Source organism: Streptomyces sp. NPDC008313, assembly GCF_042956125.1.
Classification (GTDB): domain Bacteria; phylum Actinomycetota; class Actinomycetes; order Streptomycetales; family Streptomycetaceae; genus Streptomyces.
This window is the reverse complement of the sequence record NZ_JBIBFR010000011.1, coordinates 162,882-179,223: the sequence shown is the minus strand read 5'-3', so window position 1 is coordinate 179,223 and position 16,342 is coordinate 162,882. Positions and strand designations below refer to the sequence as shown.

Sequence of the window (16,342 nt, the reverse complement as noted above, 5' to 3'; positions counted from 1 at the left end):
GCGGTGGGAGGCCCGGCAGGACGCTGTCCCGCGGTTCGGCAGGCCGGCGGCAGCGGTGACCGGCGCCGTCCGCAGCGCTCAGGGCTTTCTGCGACTCAGCCACCCGGTCAGGCCCCGCGGCCGCTTGGGCCGCGCGTCCGTGGCCGCGCCGCTGTCGGCGGTCGCCCCGGATCGCTGGGCGGTGGCCGGCGGGAGAGCACGTACGAAGCGCGGCGGGGCCTCCGGCGGCATCGCGGGTCCGGGGGCGGGCCGGATCGTCCGGGCCTCGGTCACCGCCTGGTCCAGGTCCGCCCTGAGCCAGCTGATCTCGTCGGGGTCGTCAGCCGTCATGATGCGAGCGGCGAGATGTGCGGCCGGCGAGTCCGGGGCGCCGTGGGACGCCTGTGCGGGGCGCAGGAGGCTCAGGTGCGCCCGCTCGCGGGGGTCGTGGACGATCTCTGCGACCTCGTCGTGAGCGAGGAAGGACGCCATGACCGCGGCCCGCTCCCAGGGGTCCTCGGCCTGGCGCAGGAGGAAGCCGATCTGGCGTCCCCGCCAGTTGCGCGGGCGCAGATCCAGGCCGGCGGCCAGCTGGTCGAGCAGCCCGCCGTGCATCCGGCCCTCCAGCAGCCGGGCGTTGTCCTCCTCGGTACCGAACTGCCGCAGTTCCTCCGCGAGATACAGCCAGACGATCGCCCTGTACCGGTTGAGCGAGAACTTCACCGGAACGATCGCGCCCAGACGCGCCAGGCGCGTGAACCTGGCGGTCGTCACGCCCATGAGGGACGCGCCCTGATGCGTTCCCACCGCGGTCACCCTCGCCCTCAGTGCCTCAGGAAAGCCGTCCTGGGCTTGTACCCGGTCGATCTCCGCGCGAGCGACTCGGCGTCCTCCGCCACCCTCGTCGGGGACGGTCCTCACGCGTCCGAGGTGCACCGCAAGGTCGAACTCCGCGCGCTGGAGTCCCAGTTCTCGCGCGGCACGGCCGAGGGCTACGAGCGGGCTCCGCGTCGCGGTGGTGTTCGCGCCGGTTTTCGCGGCCCTGCTCGCCGTCCTGTCTGCTCGCGGCGGCCGGTGACTCGAGGACGGCGCATTCGACGGCACGGAACCGGCGGACCTGGGTCCGGTGGACGCGGTAGCGGCGGACCTGTATTCGGTGGACGCGGTACCGGTGGACGTGGGCGTGGTGGCCCGGATGACGGTGTTGCCGGACATGGCGGTCTCCCCCGTGGAGCGAGTTGCTCGCGCTGGTTCGCGCTTGCTTCGAGAAAAACCGTAGCCGGTTCGCGGCTCGTCGGCGCGGGCCTGTGGATAACTTCGACGCGGCGACGTACTCGCTGGTCAGGGCCCTGTAGCGAGCCTAAGGCAGCTCGGTGGCAGAGTCGCTCTCCGGCTTCCGGGCGTCCACTGCGAGGTGTTCGCCGACACGGTTGACGAGGAGCGTCATCTCGTACGCCACCTGACCGATGTCGGCCTCCGCCCCGCTGAGCACGCACAGACAACTGCCCGGTCCCGCCGCGGTGACGAAGAGCACCGCCTGATCGAACTCGATCATGGTCTGGCGCACCTGCCCGGCGCCGAAGTGGCGTCCGGAGCCCTTGGCCAGGCTGTGCAGACCCGATGAGACGGCGGCGAGGTGTTCGGCGTCCTCGCGCCTCAGGCCGGTGCTCGCGCCCGTCACCAGCCCGTCGTTGGACAACACCAGCGCGTGCCGCACGTGTTCGACTCGCTCGGTCAGATCGTCCAGCAGCCAGCCGAGCCCCGTGTTCTGTGCCATGGTCCGGTCTCCCCCTGGTGTCCGTCCTCCCTGGCCGGAGGATCTGACCAGCCAGCCTTCCCCACTGTCGGCGTCCCGGCAAGGAAGATGGGGCCATGGCAGAGAAGATGACCGATGAGCAATGGCGGGCCTTCGTCTCCGAGGGCACCCGTACCGGCAAGCTGTCGACGGTCCGGGCCGACGGGAGGCCGCACGTGGCACCGGTCTGGTTCCTGCTCGACGGCGACACCCTGGTGTTCAACACCGCCCGGGAGACCGTGAAGGGCCGCAATCTGGTCCGGGACGGCCAGGTCGCCCTCTGCGTGGACGACGACCGGCCGCCGTTCGACTTCGTGACCCTGGAGGGCCGGGCGGAACTCTCCGAGGAGCCGGAGGAGTTGCGGTACTGGGCGACCCGGATCGGGGCGCGTTACATGGGCGAGGAACGCGCCGAGGAGTTCGGGGCCCGCAACGGGGTGCCCGGTGAGCTTCTCGTGCGGGTGGCGGTCACCAAGGTGCTGGCGTACCACGGCATCGCCAACTGATCCCCTTACGGCTGACGGCTGACGGCTGACGGCTGACGGCTGACGGCTGACGGCTGACGGTCCGGCTCGTCCGTTCGGTTGCGCGTCTACGAGGACGGTGCGGAATCATGCGAGGCATGAGCGACGATCACACGAACGTCCAGGCGTTCTTCACGGCTCGTGCCGCCGACTGGGACACCCGGTTTCCCGACGACGGGCCCGCCTACGCAGCGGCGGTCGCCGAGACCGGACTGCGCGAAGGTGATCGCGTGCTCGACGCGGGCTGCGGCACCGGGCGCGCACTGTCCGCGCTGCGGGCGGCGGTCGGGCCCTCCGGAGTCGTCGTCGGCGTCGATCTCACCCCGGCCATGCTCGACGCGGCCGTGCGGGCGGGGCGGGACGGCCAGGGGCATCTGCTGCTCGCCGATGTCGCCGCCCTGCCGTTGCGGCCGGCGTCCCTGGACGTCGTGTTCGGGGCAGGGCTCGTCTCGCATCTCGCGAGGCCGGCCGAGAACCTGCGGGAGCTGGCCAGGGTGGTGCGGCCCGGGGGAACGCTGGCCCTGTTCCACCCGATCGGCCGGGCCGCGCTCGCGCGACGCCAGGGGAGGCAGATCACCCCTGGCGACCTGCGCGCGGAGGCGAATCTCGGCCCTCTGCTGGCCACGGCCGGATGGACGCTGACGTCCTACGCGGACGAGGACGACCGGTTCCTCGCGCTGGCGGTGCGCGAGCGGTGATCCGTCCCGTCCGGACGACTCCTGCCGCAGTACCGTCCGGTCATGCCGCTCGGGCAGGAGCCCGGCCCGCGCCTTTCGCGCGCCCTCGTCCCACCCGAACCGGACTTCTTCGTGGGCGTCGAGGAGGCCTCTTCTTCTGCCACCGAGGCCACAACTCTACTTTGTGTAGCGGCGGATGAGCGTTCGGCGACGCTGCGCAGCCGTTTCGCCGGACGGCCGTTTCGCCCCTGTCCTGCCGGATAACTGCAGCTCCGAGTGTGTTGGGGGCTCGTGACAAGCACCTTCCCGTCGCATTAGGGTGCGCCGACGGACAAGCGATGGGGAGGCTGGGATGGCCGGGACGGACGAAGAGGCCGTCGCCGCCGGGGACGACGACGCACTGTACGTGCTGACAGCGGTGCTGCTGACGCCCGCCAAGTTCCCCAGCGTGCTGGGCGACGACTATCCGGAGGCGTGTGCGGCGCTCGGGCTCGCACCCCTCGCCGACGGATACGGACTGGTGATCGGCCAGGACGGTGGCGGTGCGCGATGGACGGTCGTCGTCGACGACGTGTCGCTGGTCGCCGTCGCCATCGCGTCCTGGGACTGCGGCATGGAGTACGACCTGTCCCCCGGGGAGCGCACGGTCGTCGCGGCGCTGCCCGGCTGGCCCCTCGCCGTGGCCGTCGCGGCACCGGGAGTGCCCGCGCCCCACGACCCCGGACCCGAGCTCGCGGACCGGCCGCCCCTGTGCCCGCCGGACACCGCCACCTGGGGGCCCGCCCAGCGGCGGCTGGGCGCCGACGAGATCGCCCTGCAGTGGGCGACCTGGCGGGATCAGATCGACGACGGAGACTTCGCGCTACCGGCGGACGGGGCGAAGCAGCAGGCCTCGCACCCCGCGACGGGTGACGGCGACAGCACAGGTGCGAACACGAGCACCAGCACCAGCACCGATATCGAGTCGGCGGAGGGGCAGGCCGGCAGGAAGGGGCAGGACGCGGCAGAAGGTGCCGCGGGCGAGCGGAGGACAGCGGGTGTGGAACGCAGCGGTGTCCGCCGCGTTCTCGCCGAAGCACGCTCCTACGTGGACACACCGCCGCCGCTCGGCCGGGTCCGGTCCTCCTTCGCCACCAGCGACGCGCGCACCCTGCGTGCCGACGGGCCCGGATGGTCGCTGGTCGCCAGGACCGACGACATCGCCTTCGTACTCCTCGACGAGGAGCCCGGCGAGGTGGTGCCCGTGGGGCGTGGGCCTGAGCTGCCCGCGCTTCTGGAGGCGCTCGACAAGATGGCCGTACGCCCCAACTGAGCGGAACGCGGCGCGGGTGGGCCCTCGGCCCTCGCTCCCGGTACACCCGCGCTGATTGTGGCGAACTCCTACGCAGACCAGCCGTTCCATGTGGCGCGAGCCCATGGTCGGTCGGGGGCCGGGCCCGCACGATGAGGCAGCCCTTCGCTCCTCTTCCCGTCCCTGTTCCGGAGGCCGGTCATGCGTATGTCCCGAGGTGTCCCCCTGTGTGCCGCCGCTGTGCTGGCCCTCGCGCTCGCGGGGCCGGCTCCGAACGAGGCGTCGGCGGCGAGTGGCGGCGGAGCGTCGTCCGGCCGGCACTGCGCGGGACAGAAGGCCGTACGCGTGCCGGGCGCCGCCTTCCAGCGGCGCGCATGCCTGCCCGATCTCACCACCGCCGGACTCGCGGGAACGCCCTATACGGACTCCGCGGACCAGGCGGGGTTGACGGCGAAGGGCACGAGCAGCCCGTCCGACGTCCCCGGCACGCAGATCGACGGGTATTTTCCCGACGACTCCCACTTCAACGCGACGCACGGCTGGGACCACGACGCGCAGTTCGTCATCAGGCTTCCCGACCACTGGAACGGCGGGCTCGTGGTGACGGGAGCGCCCGGCACACGGAAGCAGTACGCGACCGACGTCGCCATCTCCGACCAGGTCCTGGCCCAGGGGTACGCCTACGCCGCCACCGACAAGGGCAACAGCGGATCCGACTTCTACCGGGACGGGGACCGGCCCGGTGACGCGGTGGCGGAGTGGAACGCGCGCACCACCCAGCTCACTCGGGCCGCCAGGCGGACCGTCACCCAGCACTACGGGCGTGCACCGCGCCGCACCTACATGACGGGCATCTCCAACGGCGGATACCTGACCCGGTGGCAGCTGGAGAACCACCCGGAGCTGTACGACGGCGGTGTGGACTGGGAGGGTGCGCTCTGGACCCGGGGCGGGCCGAGTCTGCTCACATCACTGCCTGTCGCGGTGGCACACTCGCTCGGAACGGCCGGGGACGACGAGATGTACGAGGCCGGATTCGCCCGCGGTTCCGAGTTCCTGTGGCCCTATCACGAGAAGGCGTACTGGGGCGTCACGCAGAAGATCTACCGCGCCGCGTTCGACCCCTCCTACGACCCGGACTGTCCGGGCGCCTCGGCCGGGTCCACCGTGGAGCAGATACTGGCCCCTTGTGCGTCGGACGCGGCGTACGACTACGGATCGCGCCCCGCGTCCGTCCACCGCGCCGTGGCCCGCGTCGCGCTGACCGGCCGGATCGGCAAGCCCCTGATCACGCTGCACGGCACTCTGGACGCGCTTCTTCCCGAGGCCGCGGACTCCGATGTGTACGCCCGGATGGTCGACGGGAGCGGAAGGGGGCGGCTGCACCACTACTACTCGATCGAGGGCGGCACGCACGTGGACGGGCTCTACGACACGTTCCCCGACCGGCTGCGGCCGATCCTGCCGTGCTACCGGTCCGCCTTCGGCACGCTGACCGCCTGGGTGGAGAAGGGGGTACGTCCGCCCGCGGACCACACCGTCGGCAGGCCCGCGAGCGGCGACCTGGTCAACTCCTGCTCGCTGGGAGCAGGAGCACCGCGCCGGTAGCCTCTCAGCGTCCCAGCTCCCTGCCCGACACCCGTCGCAGCCTGCGCCGCTGCGACGGGTCCAGCGTCAGGTACGCGGCCGCCGGGACACCGAGGACGATCAGGAGCGCCGCCCACCAGGGCAGCCATATCAGCAGGAGCAGTCCGACTGCCACGCCCCCCGCGGCGATCTTCGCCTTCTTCGACATGTACGTCGCCTCCTTCGCGGCTGTGCCGCACTCTGCACCATAGAACGGGTGCGCGTCTCCCGCGGTTCCGCCGCACGACCCTGACAAACCCCTGAGCCCTCCCCCGCTCACCCCCGACGGGCACCCTTTGTGACCCACGTCACAACAGAGGGTCCACGGTCCGGCCCCTCGATGCTGTACCCTCGGCGACCTCCGCAACCAGTAGTCAAACTTGAGGAATACGTCGTCACTGTGCAGAGGATTCCCGCACCGTCTCCCGCAGAAGTCTCCGAACTCGCTCGCTGCTGTGCCGTGTTCATGCCCGCCGACCCCTACCGCGCAGGCAGCCTCGCCTTCTGGCGGCCCGACGGCGGGGCCCCCGCCCACTTCTCGGGCCGTACGCAGGATCTGACCGTGGTCGTGCCGGGAGACCGGGGAGTCGAGGTCACCCGCGTACCCGCCGTGCTGCTGCCCGTCGACATGGCCCTGCCGGTCCTCACGCGCGCGCGTGCGAGCGACCGGACGCACCGGTCCGCGTCCTTCTGGGGCGCCGCCACCCTGCTGGCGCTGCGGTTCGCCGCGCGCGGTCTCCTGCTTCCCGGCCTGACCGCCGACGACCACGACGCGTGGCGCGTCGGCCCGCTGCGGGCGGACGACGTGAACCTCGTGCGCACCCTCGCGGCCTCCATGCCGCCGGAGGCGCACGCGGTGCCGTCGGAGACGAAGGGCCCTGTGCTGCTGCCCGCCCAGGAACCGCTCCTGCGGGCCTTCCTCGACGCGGTCGCCGACGTGCTGCCCCGCTCCCCCGCCGCCGAACTCGCGGCGGGAGGCCCCGCCTTCGCCGCGCAGAGGCCGCAGCGCGTCCCCGAGCAGCGGGCCTGGGCGACCGACGTCGCCGCGGGTCACGACGCCGGCGTACGCCTCTCGCTGCGTGTCGAGGTCCCGGGCCTCGACTCCGTCGTCGACGACGACGCGCGACTGCCGTTCACCGCCGTGCTCCAGGTGCACAGCGTGAACGATCCCGCCGTCGTCGCGGACGCCGCCGAGGTGTGGGCCGGCGCCGGCGCGCCGGACGGTGCCTTCGGCCCGCGCGCGCGGATCGACGTTCTGCTCGCCCTGCGGCGTGCCGCCCGGGCCTGGACTCCGCTGACGCCGCTGCTCTCCGCGGCTGTACCGGATTCCGTCGAACTGGGCGACGAGGACGTCAGGGACCTGCTCGGCGAAGGCTCCCGTACCCTGACGGCGGCCGGGATCGACGTCCACTGGCCGCGGCAGCTCGCGCGCACGCTGACCGCCCGCGCGGTCGTCGGCCCGCCCGACGACGACCGGGAACCCGCCAAGGCCGCTTCCGACACCCCGTCGTTCCTGTCGGCCGACGCGGTGCTCGCGTTCGACTGGTGGTTCGCGCTGGGGGACCAGCGGCTCACGCGGCAGGAGCTGGACCGCCTCGCCGAGGCGAGCCGCCCGATGGTGCGGCTGCGCGACCAGTGGGTTCTTGTCGACCCTCAGGAGATACGGCGGGCCCGTGCCCAGCAGGACAGCAAGATCACACCCATCGACGCGCTGAGTGCCGCGCTGACGGGCTCGACGGAGGTCGACGGCCGCCGCGTCGAGGTGCAGCCGACCGGGTGGCTGGCGGCGCTGCGGGAGCGGCTGGCGGACCCGGAGGGACAGGAGCCCGTCGGCCAGCCGGAGGCGCTCGCGGCGACGCTGCGGGACTACCAGCTGCGGGGCCTGAACTGGCTGGCCCGGATGACCTCCTTGGGCCTGGGCGGTTGTCTCGCCGACGACATGGGCCTCGGCAAGACGATCACTTTGATCGCCCTGCATCTGCACCGGCAGACGGACCCGGCGTCGGCGGGTCCCACGCTCGTCGTGTGCCCCGCCTCCCTGATGGGCAACTGGCAGCACGAGATCGAGCGGTTCGCGCCCGGCACGGCGGTACGCCGGTTCCACGGCGCCGGGCGCGGCCTGGAGGCTCTGGCCGCGGGTGAGTTCGTGCTGACCACCTACGGCACGATGCGGCTGGACGCCCCACGGCTGGCCGCCGTGGACTGGGGCCTGGTCGTCGCGGACGAGGCCCAGCACGTGAAGAACCCGTACTCGACCACGGCGCGCCGACTGCGCACGATCGGGGCACGCGCGCGCGTGGCGCTCACCGGCACTCCCGTGGAGAACAACCTCTCGGAGCTGTGGGCGATCCTCGACTGGACGACACCGGGTCTCCTCGGCAGGCTCGGCAGCTTCCGCACCCGTTACGCGCGAGCCGTCGAGGGTGGCCAGGACCCCGGTGCGGCCAGACGGCTCTCCCAGCTGGTGCGGCCGTTTCTGCTGCGTCGCCGCAAGGCCGACCCGGGCATCGCCCCGGAGCTGCCGCCGAAGACGGAGACCGACCGGACCGTGTCGCTCACCAAGGAACAGGCGGGTCTCTACGAGGCGGTGGTGCGCCAGACCCTCGCGGAGATCTCGGCCGCCGGCAGCATGGCGCGGCGCGGCCTGATCGTGAAGCTGCTCACCGGGCTGAAGCAGATCTGCAACCACCCCGCGCAGTTCCTCAAGGAGGACGATCCCACGATCCCGGGCAGGTCCGGGAAGCTGGAGCTGCTGGACGAGCTGCTGGACACCATTCTCGCCGAGGGGGCGAGCGCCCTGGTCTTCACGCAGTACGTGGGGATGGCGCGTCTGATCGAGCGCCATCTGGCGACCCGTGGCGTGGCGACCCAGTTCCTGCACGGCGGCACTCCCGTCCCGGCGCGCGAGGCGATGGTGCGGCGCTTCCAGGAAGGCGCCGCGCCCGTCTTCCTCCTGTCGCTGAAGGCCGCGGGCACGGGTCTGAACCTGACACGCGCCGAGCACGTCGTGCACTACGACCGCTGGTGGAACCCGGCCGTCGAGGCGCAGGCCACCGACCGCGCGTACCGCATCGGCCAGACCCGGCCCGTGCAGGTGCACCGGCTCATCGCGGAGGGGACCATCGAGGACCGTATCGCCGACATGCTCGTACGCAAGCGCGAGCTGGCCGACGCGGTGCTCGGCGCCGGTGAGTCGGCGCTCACGGAACTGACGGACGCCCAGCTCGCCGACCTGGTCGAGCTGCGAGGGAGCGCACGATGAACGACCGTCACGAAGACCGCACGTTCCCCGCGCTGCCGCCCGCCCGCGGGCGCGGTTTCGCCGAGACCTGGTGGGGGCGTGCCTGGCTGAAGGCCCTGGAGGACACGGCTCTCGACTCGGCGCAGCTGAAGGCGGGCCGGGCACTCGCGCGCGCGGGTGCGGTGGGTGCGGTGTCGGTGCGCCCGGGGCGGGTGACGGCCGTTGTCCGGGACCGGGACGGCACCCCTCGTCGTGCGGACGTCCTCCTGCAGGAACTGTCCGGGTCGCAGTGGGAGCACTTCCTGGACATGGCCGTCGAGCGGTCCGGGCACGTCGCGGCGCTGCTCGACCGCGAGATGCCGCCCCATCTGGTCGAGGACGCGGCGGCCGCCGGGGTCGAGCTCCTGCCGGGGCTCGGTGACCTGGAGGCGCGGTGCGACTGCGACGCCTGGGACCACTGCGCTCACTCGACCGCCCTCTGCTATCAGATGGCGCGACTGGTGGATCAGGACCCGTTCGTCCTGCTGCTGATGCGGGGCCGCGGCGAACACGCGCTTCTGCGGGAGCTGCGGGTGCGCGACACGCCCCGGGCCGGCACGGCTGCCCCGGACGAGGTCCACCCGGCCGGTGTCGACGCCGCCGACGCGTACGCGGCCGGCGGCATCCTGCCGCGTCTGCCCGACCCTCCCGAGCTGCCCGGGGAACCCGGCCCGCCGCCCGCCCTGGACACCGAGGCGGAGGCGGCGCCCGGTGTCGAACCGGCCGCGCTGGAACACCTGGCGGCGCAGGCGGCCGAGGCGGCTCATCGGCTCCTCGCGGACGCCCTCGGCCCCGGCCACGCCGGGCGCCCTCCCGCGCCGCCGCTGACGCTCGCCCAGGACGCGGTCCGGCTCGCCGCCGGGCAGCCGGAGAGGACGGTGTCGGCGCGACTGGCACAGGGGTCGGGCCGGGATGCGGAGAGCATGGCACTCGCCGTGCGTGCCTGGCGCGAGGGTGGTGCCGATGCGTTGTCGGTGCTGGAGGACGAGTGGGCCGGTGACGCGACCTCGCTCGCACGCGCGCGTGCCGCTCTCGAAGCGGCCTGGGAGGAGGGCGACCGGCCTGCGTTCCAGCGGTCCGGCAACCGGTGGACGCTCGAGGACGAGTCCGTTCAGTTGCGGCTGGGCCGCGACGGACGGTGGTGGCCCTACCGCGACGAGCGGGGCCGCTGGGCTCCCGCCGGGCCGGCCGCGGGCGACCCGGCCACGGCCCTGGCGACGGCGGAGGGCGACGTGAACGGCGAGCCGGCCGGCGCCTGACGCCCGGCGTCCTCTCGGGGCGGGCGCGATCGTGGGGCGGTGCCCGGGCTCCTGTCGGCAGGTGCGCGCGCGTACCTGCCGGCAAGAAGCGGGGGCCGGAACGTGCCCGCGGCCGGAGACCGGGCGCACGGCGGGCCCACGGACCTGGGTCCGGGCCGGGCGGCGCCGGCCCGAGAGGGGACGGACCGGCGCACCCCGGCCGGTGTGAGTGATCAGCCGCGCGCCCCCAGCAGGTGGTCCATCGCCAGCTGGTCCAGACGCTCGAACGCCATACCGCGCTCGGCGGCCGCGTCCACGTCGAAGTCCTCGAAGGCCCCGCGGTCCGCGAGCAGTGCCGGCAGGCCGTCCGCGGCGGTGGGCTGGGCCAGCTCGTCGAGACGCGAGGCGCGCAGCGCCTCCTGCACCTCGGGGTCGGCGCGGAAGGCGGCCGCGCGTTCCCGCAGCATCAGGTAGTTGCGCATGCAGCCCTCGGCCGACGCCCAGACGCCGTCGAAGTCCTCGGTCCGCGGCGGCTTGAAGTCGAAGTGCTTCGGCCCCTCGTAGCCGGCCGTCTCCAGGAGGTCGACGAGCCAGAACGCGGCCCTGAGGTCACCGGCCCCGAAGCGCAGGTCCTGGTCGTACTTGATACCGGACTGGCCGTTGAGGTCGATGTGGAAGAGCTTGCCCGCCCACAGGGCCTGCGCGATTCCGTGCGGGAAGTTGAGCCCCGCCATCTGCTCGTGCCCGACCTCGGGGTTGACGCCGTACATCTCGGGACGCTCCAGGCGCTCGATGAACGCGAGGGCGTGGCCGACCGTGGGCAGCAGGATGTCGCCGCGCGGCTCGTTCGGCTTGGGCTCGATCGCGAAGCGGAGGTCGTACCCCTGGGACGTCACGTACTCGCCCAGCAGGTCGAAGGCCTCCTTCATGCGGTCGAGCGCGACGCGCACGTCCTTGGCGGCGCCGGACTCGGCCCCTTCCCGACCGCCCCAGGCGACATACGTCCGGGCGCCGAGTTCGACGGCCAGGTCGATGTTGCGGATCGTCTTGCGCAGGGCGTAGCGACGCACGTCACGGTCGTTGGCCGTGAAGGCGCCGTCCTTGAAGACGGGGTGGGTGAAGAGGTTGGTGGTGGCCATGGGCACGGTCAGGCCGGTCGCGTCGAGGGCCTGCCGGAACCGCTTGATGTGCGACTCGCGCTCGGTCTCCGAGGAGCCGAAGGGGATCAGGTCGTCGTCGTGGAAGGTCACTCCGTAGGCGCCGAGCTCGGCCAGGCGCTGCACCGACTCGACCGGGTCCAGGGCGGGCCGAGTGGCGTCGCCGAACGGGTCCCTTCCCTGCCAGCCGACGGTCCACAGGCCGAAGGTGAACCTGTCATCGGGGGTGGGCTGGTAGTTCATGCCGCGACTCCTTGCTGCTCGGACTATTTCGTCATGGCGCTTAACAAATTAGTATGCGAACGCGCCTCTGGGAAGACACGGGGTGCGAAACCTGGACCGATGTGGCCCGGGGAACCCGAGAAAACGCCGGAAACCGCGGAGCCGCGGAAGAGGGAGAGCCCGATGTCAGCAGCCGAGGGTCCGCTCGTCGTCGGTGTGGACACATCCACACAGTCCACCAAGGCCCTGGTGGTCGACGCGTCGTCCGGACGGGTGGTGGCGAGCGGGCAGGCGCCGCACACCGTGTCCGGCGGAGCAGGCCGCGAGAGCGATCCGCGGCAGTGGTGGGACGCGCTCCGCGAGGCGCTCCACCAGTGCGGCGACGCCGCCCGCGAGGCAGCGGCCGTCTCGATCGGCGGCCAGCAGCACGGGCTGGTCACGCTGGATTCGCGGGGCGAGCCGGTGCGCCCGGCCCTGCTGTGGAACGACGTGCGCTCCGCGCCGCAGGCCCGTCGGCTGGTGGAGGAGCTGGGCGGCGCCAAGGCGTGGGCCGAACGGGCCGGCAGCGTCCCGGGCCCGTCCTTCACCGTCACGAAGTGGGCGTGGCTCGCGCAGCACGAGCCCGACGCCGTCCGTGCGACCGCCGCCGTCCGCCTGCCCCACGACTACCTCACCGAGCGCCTGACCGGCCAGGGCACGACCGACCGCGGCGACGCCTCCGGCACGGGCTGGTGGGCGTCCGCGACCGAGGCCTACGACGAGGAGGTGCTCGGGCATGTGGGGCTCGACCCCGCCCTCCTCCCCCGCGTCGTACGGCCCGGCGAAGTCGCCGGGACGGTGCGGGACAGCGGCGAGCTGCCCTTCTCCAGGGGCACGCTGGTCGCTCCCGGCACCGGTGACAACGCCGCCGCCGCACTGGGGCTCGGACTGCTTCCCGGCACGCCCGTTCTGAGCCTGGGCACCTCTGGCACGGTGTACGCCGTCTCCACGCGCCGCCCCGCCGACCCGACCGGCACCGTGGCGGTTTTCGCCGATGCCCGCGGCGACTGGCTGCCGCTGTCCTGCACCCTGAACTGCACACTCGCCGTCGACCGCGTCGCCGCGCTGCTCGGCCTGGACCGCGAGGCCGTCGAGCCCGGCGACGGGGTCACGCTGCTCCCCTACCTCGACGGCGAGCGCACCCCGGATCTCCCGCACGCCTCCGGACTGCTGCACGGTCTGCGCCACGACACCACGGCCGGACAGCTCCTGCAGGCCGCCTACGACGGTGCGGTCCACTCGCTGCTGGGCGCCCTCGACCTGGTCCTCGACGCGGAAGCGGACCGCTCGGCTCCGCTGCTGCTCATCGGCGGTGGCGCCCGGGGAAGGGCCTGGCAGCAGACCGTGAGCCGGCTGTCGGGACGGCCGGTCCGGATCCCCGAGGCCAAGGAGCTCGTCGCCCTCGGCGCCGCCGCGCAGGCCGCGGGCCTGCTGACCGGCGAGGACCCGGCGGCCGTCGCACGGCGCTGGAACACGGCGCGCGGGCCGGTGCTCGACGCCGTGGAGCGGGACGAGGCGACGCTGGCGAGGATCACCGGGGTACTCTCCGACGCGGCCCCGCTGCTGGAGCGGGAGCCGGACACGCGCTGACGCGGGCGGCCCCGCCACGACGGGGAGACCGCACGGACCAGGACAGCCCTGTGGGGGCCGGCCGGACGAGGACTGACGGAGGCATGACCGCACCGCTGCACGAGGCACATCCGACCAGTCCCGGACGCCGGCTCCCCGACACCCAGCAGGGCATGCGCCGGCGCAACCTCTCCCGGGTCATGCACACCGTCAGCGCCGAGGGACCGCTGTCACGGGCCGCCGTCGCCTCCCGGATCGGGCTGACCCGGGCGGCCGTCTCCACGCTGGTGGACGAACTGATCCGTTCGGGGCTGCTCGACGAGTTGGGCCCGGAGCGTCCCAACCGGGTGGGGCGCCCCGGATCGGCGCTCGCCGTCAGCGGGCGGGGGCCCGCCGGGATAGGCGCGGAGATCGGCGTCGACCGTCTCGCGGTCTGCGTGGTGGACCTGAGGGGTGAGGTGCGCGCCCGCGCGGTCCGGCACGGCACGAACCGCGGCCGGGCACCCGGACCGGTGATCGGGGAACTGACCGAGCTGGTGCGCCGGGTGATCGGCGAGGCGGAGGAGGCGGGACTGTGGCCGGCGGGGCTCGCGGTCGCCGTCCCCGGCCTGGTGGCACGCGACGCGCGCACCGTGGTCCGCGCCCCCAACCTCGACTGGCACGACACGGACGTGGGTGCGCTGCTTCCCTTCGACATACCGCTGACCGTGGACAACGAGGCCAACTTCGGCGGCCTCGCGGAGCTGTGGCTCGGCGAGGCGACGCCGCACGACTTCCTGCACGTGTCGGCCGAGATCGGCATCGGCGCGGCGGTCGTCGTGGACGGCCGCCTGTTGCGCGGCACGCGGGGGTTCGCTGGCGAGCTGGGACACGTTCCCGTCCGCCCCGAGGGGCCGGAGTGCGTCTGCGGCGGGCGCGGCTGCCTCGAACAGTACGCGGGTGAGGAGGCCGTGATGCGCGCGGCCGGCCTGGAGCCGGGCGAGGACCGGGTGGGACTGCTGGCCGAGCGGGCCGGTCACGGTGACAAGGACGTCCGACGTGCGCTGCGCGGAGCCGGAACGGCCCTGGGCATCGCACTGACCGGCGCGGTCAACCTGCTCGACCCCGAGGCCGTCGTCCTGGGCGGCGCCCTCTCCGGCCTCGCGCCGTGGCTGCTGCCCTCGCTGGAACGGGAGCTGGCCCGGCGCACCGCGGGTCCCGCCTGCGCGGTGTCCGTCTCACGGCTGGGGCCACAGGGACCGCTCCTCGGTGCCGCGCACTCCGTGGTACGGGCGGTGCTCGACGACCCGGCGGCGGCCGTGGCGGGTCGTTCGTAGCCGCGGCCGCTACCGCTACCGCGCACACCCCACGGAGGAACTGCTTCTCCGGAGGCACAGTTCTTACGGGTTCCTACGGGGCCGCTGTTCTTGCGGCGCGTGCTGTCCTGATGTCCCGTCATCCCTCGGGCGGGTGAGCGAGTTGTGCACAAGCGGCTCGTCGTCCACGGAAGCGCGCCGTGCTCTTCCAGCCCAACCGGCAAGCGCCGTAACGTGATTCACGCGAGGCGCAGCCATCGAGCCGGTGGCTGTGTGCCGGGGCCAGTCGGGGGGTTCACATGCCGGTCGTAGATCCGTTGTCCGCGTCCGCCCCGCCCAGGGCCGGGGTGTCCGCCGGGCGGGGCCGGCGGGCGCGGCCGGCGGCCCGGCGGACACCCGCCGAACGGCCGGTGGCGGAGGTGGCATCCGGGCCGCCCGAGCCCGTGTCCTGCACGGGATCCGTGGCCGGCGCCTGGATGATGCTCGGTGACGTGGGACCGGTTACGCCGGTATCCCGCCCGTCCCCGGCGCGTACGAGAGACCCACGCGTCCTTCCGGGCGACCCGGGACGCCCGCCCTTCGACCGAGAGGAACGGTGAGCGCATGAGCGACCCCCGCGTCCTGACCGTGCGTCCCGGCCCCGGCGACTACGCCTGGACGTTCGGCGGCGCCCCGCCCGTCGCCCGGATCGCACCGGGCACGGTCCTCGACCTCTACACGGAGGACTGCTTCGCCGGCCGGGTCCGTTCCGAGAAGGATTTGGTGTCGGAGGTGTGCGAGTTCCCGTTCCTCAATCCGCAGACGGGTCCTTTCCACGTCGAAGGCGCCGAACCGGGTGACACGGTCGCCGTGCACTTCGTGTCGATCGAACCGGCCCGCGACTGGGCCGCCTCGACGACGGTCCCGCTGTTCGGGGCGCTCACCTCGACGCACACCACGGCCACGCTCCAGCCGCCACTGCCGGAGACCGTGTGGATCTGGCAGCTCGACCGGCAGCGGCGGACCGCGCTGTTCACGGCGCGCGACAGCGACATGCGGCTGGAGCTGCCGATGGACCCGATGCACGGCACCGTGGGCGTCGCTCCCGCCAATCTGGAGGTGCGCTCGGCCCTCGTGCCCGACGCCCACGGCGGCAACATGGACACCCCGGAGATGCGGGCCGGCGTCACCTGCTACCTGGGGGTGAACGTCGAGGGCGCGCTGCTGAGCCTGGGCGACGGACACGCACGTCAGGGCGAGGGCGAGACGTGCGGGGTCGCCGTCGAGTGCGCCATGAACACCGTGGTGATCGTCGAGCTGCTCAAGGGGATCGCGACCCCCTGGCCGCGTATCGAGTCCGACACGCACATCATCTCCACCGGCTCGGCACGCCCGCTCGAGGACGCCTTCCGCATATCCCAGCTCGACCTGGTGCGCTGGCTGGTGCGCGACTACGGGTTCAGCGAACTGGACGCGTACCAGTTCGCCACCCAGGCGGTCGAGTCGCCGCTGGCCAACGTCTGCGACACCAACTACACGTGTGTCGCCAAACTCCGCAAGGAGTGGCTGCCCTCGCGGGAGACCCATCGAGGGCTGCACGCACGGCTGAGTGAGACGGCGGCAGCGCTTCGGACCTGAGCCGACGGCTTCGGCCCGCCGCACCGGGACGCA

General features: G+C 73.0%; 13 protein-coding genes. 9 read left to right on the top strand and 4 right to left on the bottom strand.

Going from position 1 to position 16,342, the window contains the following annotated elements:
- Positions 1-78: 78 nt before the first annotated feature.
- Both ACFY93_RS17055 and ACFY93_RS17050 read right to left on the bottom strand, forming a co-directional pair.
- On the bottom strand, positions 79-1,194 hold the full coding sequence (locus tag ACFY93_RS17055; protein ID WP_391359094.1) for a DUF6397 family protein: 1,116 nt from the start codon (positions 1,192-1,194) through the stop codon (positions 79-81).
- A 145-nt stretch (positions 1,195-1,339) separates the two neighbouring features.
- Entirely contained in the window at positions 1,340-1,756 is a 417-nt protein-coding gene (locus ACFY93_RS17050) for a roadblock/LC7 domain-containing protein (protein WP_391359091.1), read from the bottom strand.
- 95 nt (positions 1,757-1,851) lie between these two features.
- Here ACFY93_RS17050 and ACFY93_RS17045 point away from each other — a divergent pair, with 95 nt between their 5' ends.
- From ACFY93_RS17045 to ACFY93_RS17030, 4 genes are all read left to right on the top strand, one after another.
- Positions 1,852-2,280, top strand: coding sequence for a TIGR03618 family F420-dependent PPOX class oxidoreductase (locus ACFY93_RS17045; RefSeq protein WP_391359088.1), 429 nt, complete (start codon positions 1,852-1,854; stop codon positions 2,278-2,280).
- 116 nt (positions 2,281-2,396) lie between these two features.
- Complete coding sequence (locus tag ACFY93_RS17040; RefSeq protein ID WP_391359085.1) at positions 2,397-2,996, top strand: methyltransferase domain-containing protein; 600 nt, start codon at positions 2,397-2,399, stop codon at positions 2,994-2,996.
- 331 nt (positions 2,997-3,327) lie between these two features.
- Positions 3,328-4,287: a hypothetical protein gene (locus ACFY93_RS17035; RefSeq protein ID WP_391359082.1), complete on the top strand. Its 960-nt coding sequence runs from the start codon at positions 3,328-3,330 to the stop codon at positions 4,285-4,287.
- A gap of 180 nt (positions 4,288-4,467) precedes the next feature.
- A complete protein-coding gene (locus tag ACFY93_RS17030) occupies positions 4,468-5,874 on the top strand; it encodes a tannase/feruloyl esterase family alpha/beta hydrolase (RefSeq protein WP_391359080.1) in 1,407 nt (468 codons plus the stop codon).
- Positions 5,875-5,878: 4 nt separating this feature from the next.
- On the opposite strand, the gene ACFY93_RS17025 is transcribed toward ACFY93_RS17030, so the two are convergent.
- Positions 5,879-6,061: a hypothetical protein gene (locus tag ACFY93_RS17025; RefSeq protein WP_391359077.1), complete on the bottom strand. Its 183-nt coding sequence runs from the start codon at positions 6,059-6,061 to the stop codon at positions 5,879-5,881.
- A 297-nt stretch (positions 6,062-6,358) separates the two neighbouring features.
- Between ACFY93_RS17025 and ACFY93_RS17020 the strand changes: the two genes are divergently transcribed.
- Both ACFY93_RS17020 and ACFY93_RS17015 read left to right on the top strand, forming a co-directional pair.
- A complete protein-coding gene (locus ACFY93_RS17020) occupies positions 6,359-9,154 on the top strand; it encodes an SNF2-related protein (RefSeq protein ID WP_391359074.1) in 2,796 nt (931 codons plus the stop codon).
- On the top strand, positions 9,151-10,431 hold the full coding sequence (locus ACFY93_RS17015; protein ID WP_391359071.1) for an SWF or SNF family helicase: 1,281 nt from the start codon (positions 9,151-9,153) through the stop codon (positions 10,429-10,431). The genes ACFY93_RS17020 and ACFY93_RS17015 overlap by 4 nt, the downstream gene beginning before the upstream one ends.
- A 212-nt stretch (positions 10,432-10,643) precedes the next feature.
- Here the strand turns inward: ACFY93_RS17015 and xylA are convergent, their stop codons facing one another.
- Complete coding sequence (gene xylA, locus ACFY93_RS17010) at positions 10,644-11,810, bottom strand: xylose isomerase (protein WP_391359068.1); 1,167 nt, start codon at positions 11,808-11,810, stop codon at positions 10,644-10,646.
- A 162-nt stretch (positions 11,811-11,972) separates the two neighbouring features.
- Here xylA and xylB point away from each other — a divergent pair, with 162 nt between their 5' ends.
- The 3 genes from xylB to ACFY93_RS16995 all read left to right on the top strand — a co-directional run bounded on the left by xylB (position 11,973) and on the right by ACFY93_RS16995 (position 16,309).
- Positions 11,973-13,418, top strand: coding sequence for a xylulokinase (xylB, locus tag ACFY93_RS17005; protein ID WP_391359065.1), 1,446 nt, complete (start codon positions 11,973-11,975; stop codon positions 13,416-13,418).
- An 83-nt stretch (positions 13,419-13,501) separates the two neighbouring features.
- Positions 13,502-14,713, top strand: a complete 1,212-nt coding sequence (locus ACFY93_RS17000) for an ROK family protein (RefSeq protein ID WP_391359062.1) — start codon at positions 13,502-13,504, stop codon at positions 14,711-14,713.
- Between the two features lie 582 nt (positions 14,714-15,295).
- Entirely contained in the window at positions 15,296-16,309 is a 1,014-nt protein-coding gene (locus ACFY93_RS16995; RefSeq protein ID WP_391359060.1) for an acetamidase/formamidase family protein, read from the top strand.
- The last annotated feature ends 33 nt before the right edge of the window (positions 16,310-16,342 follow it).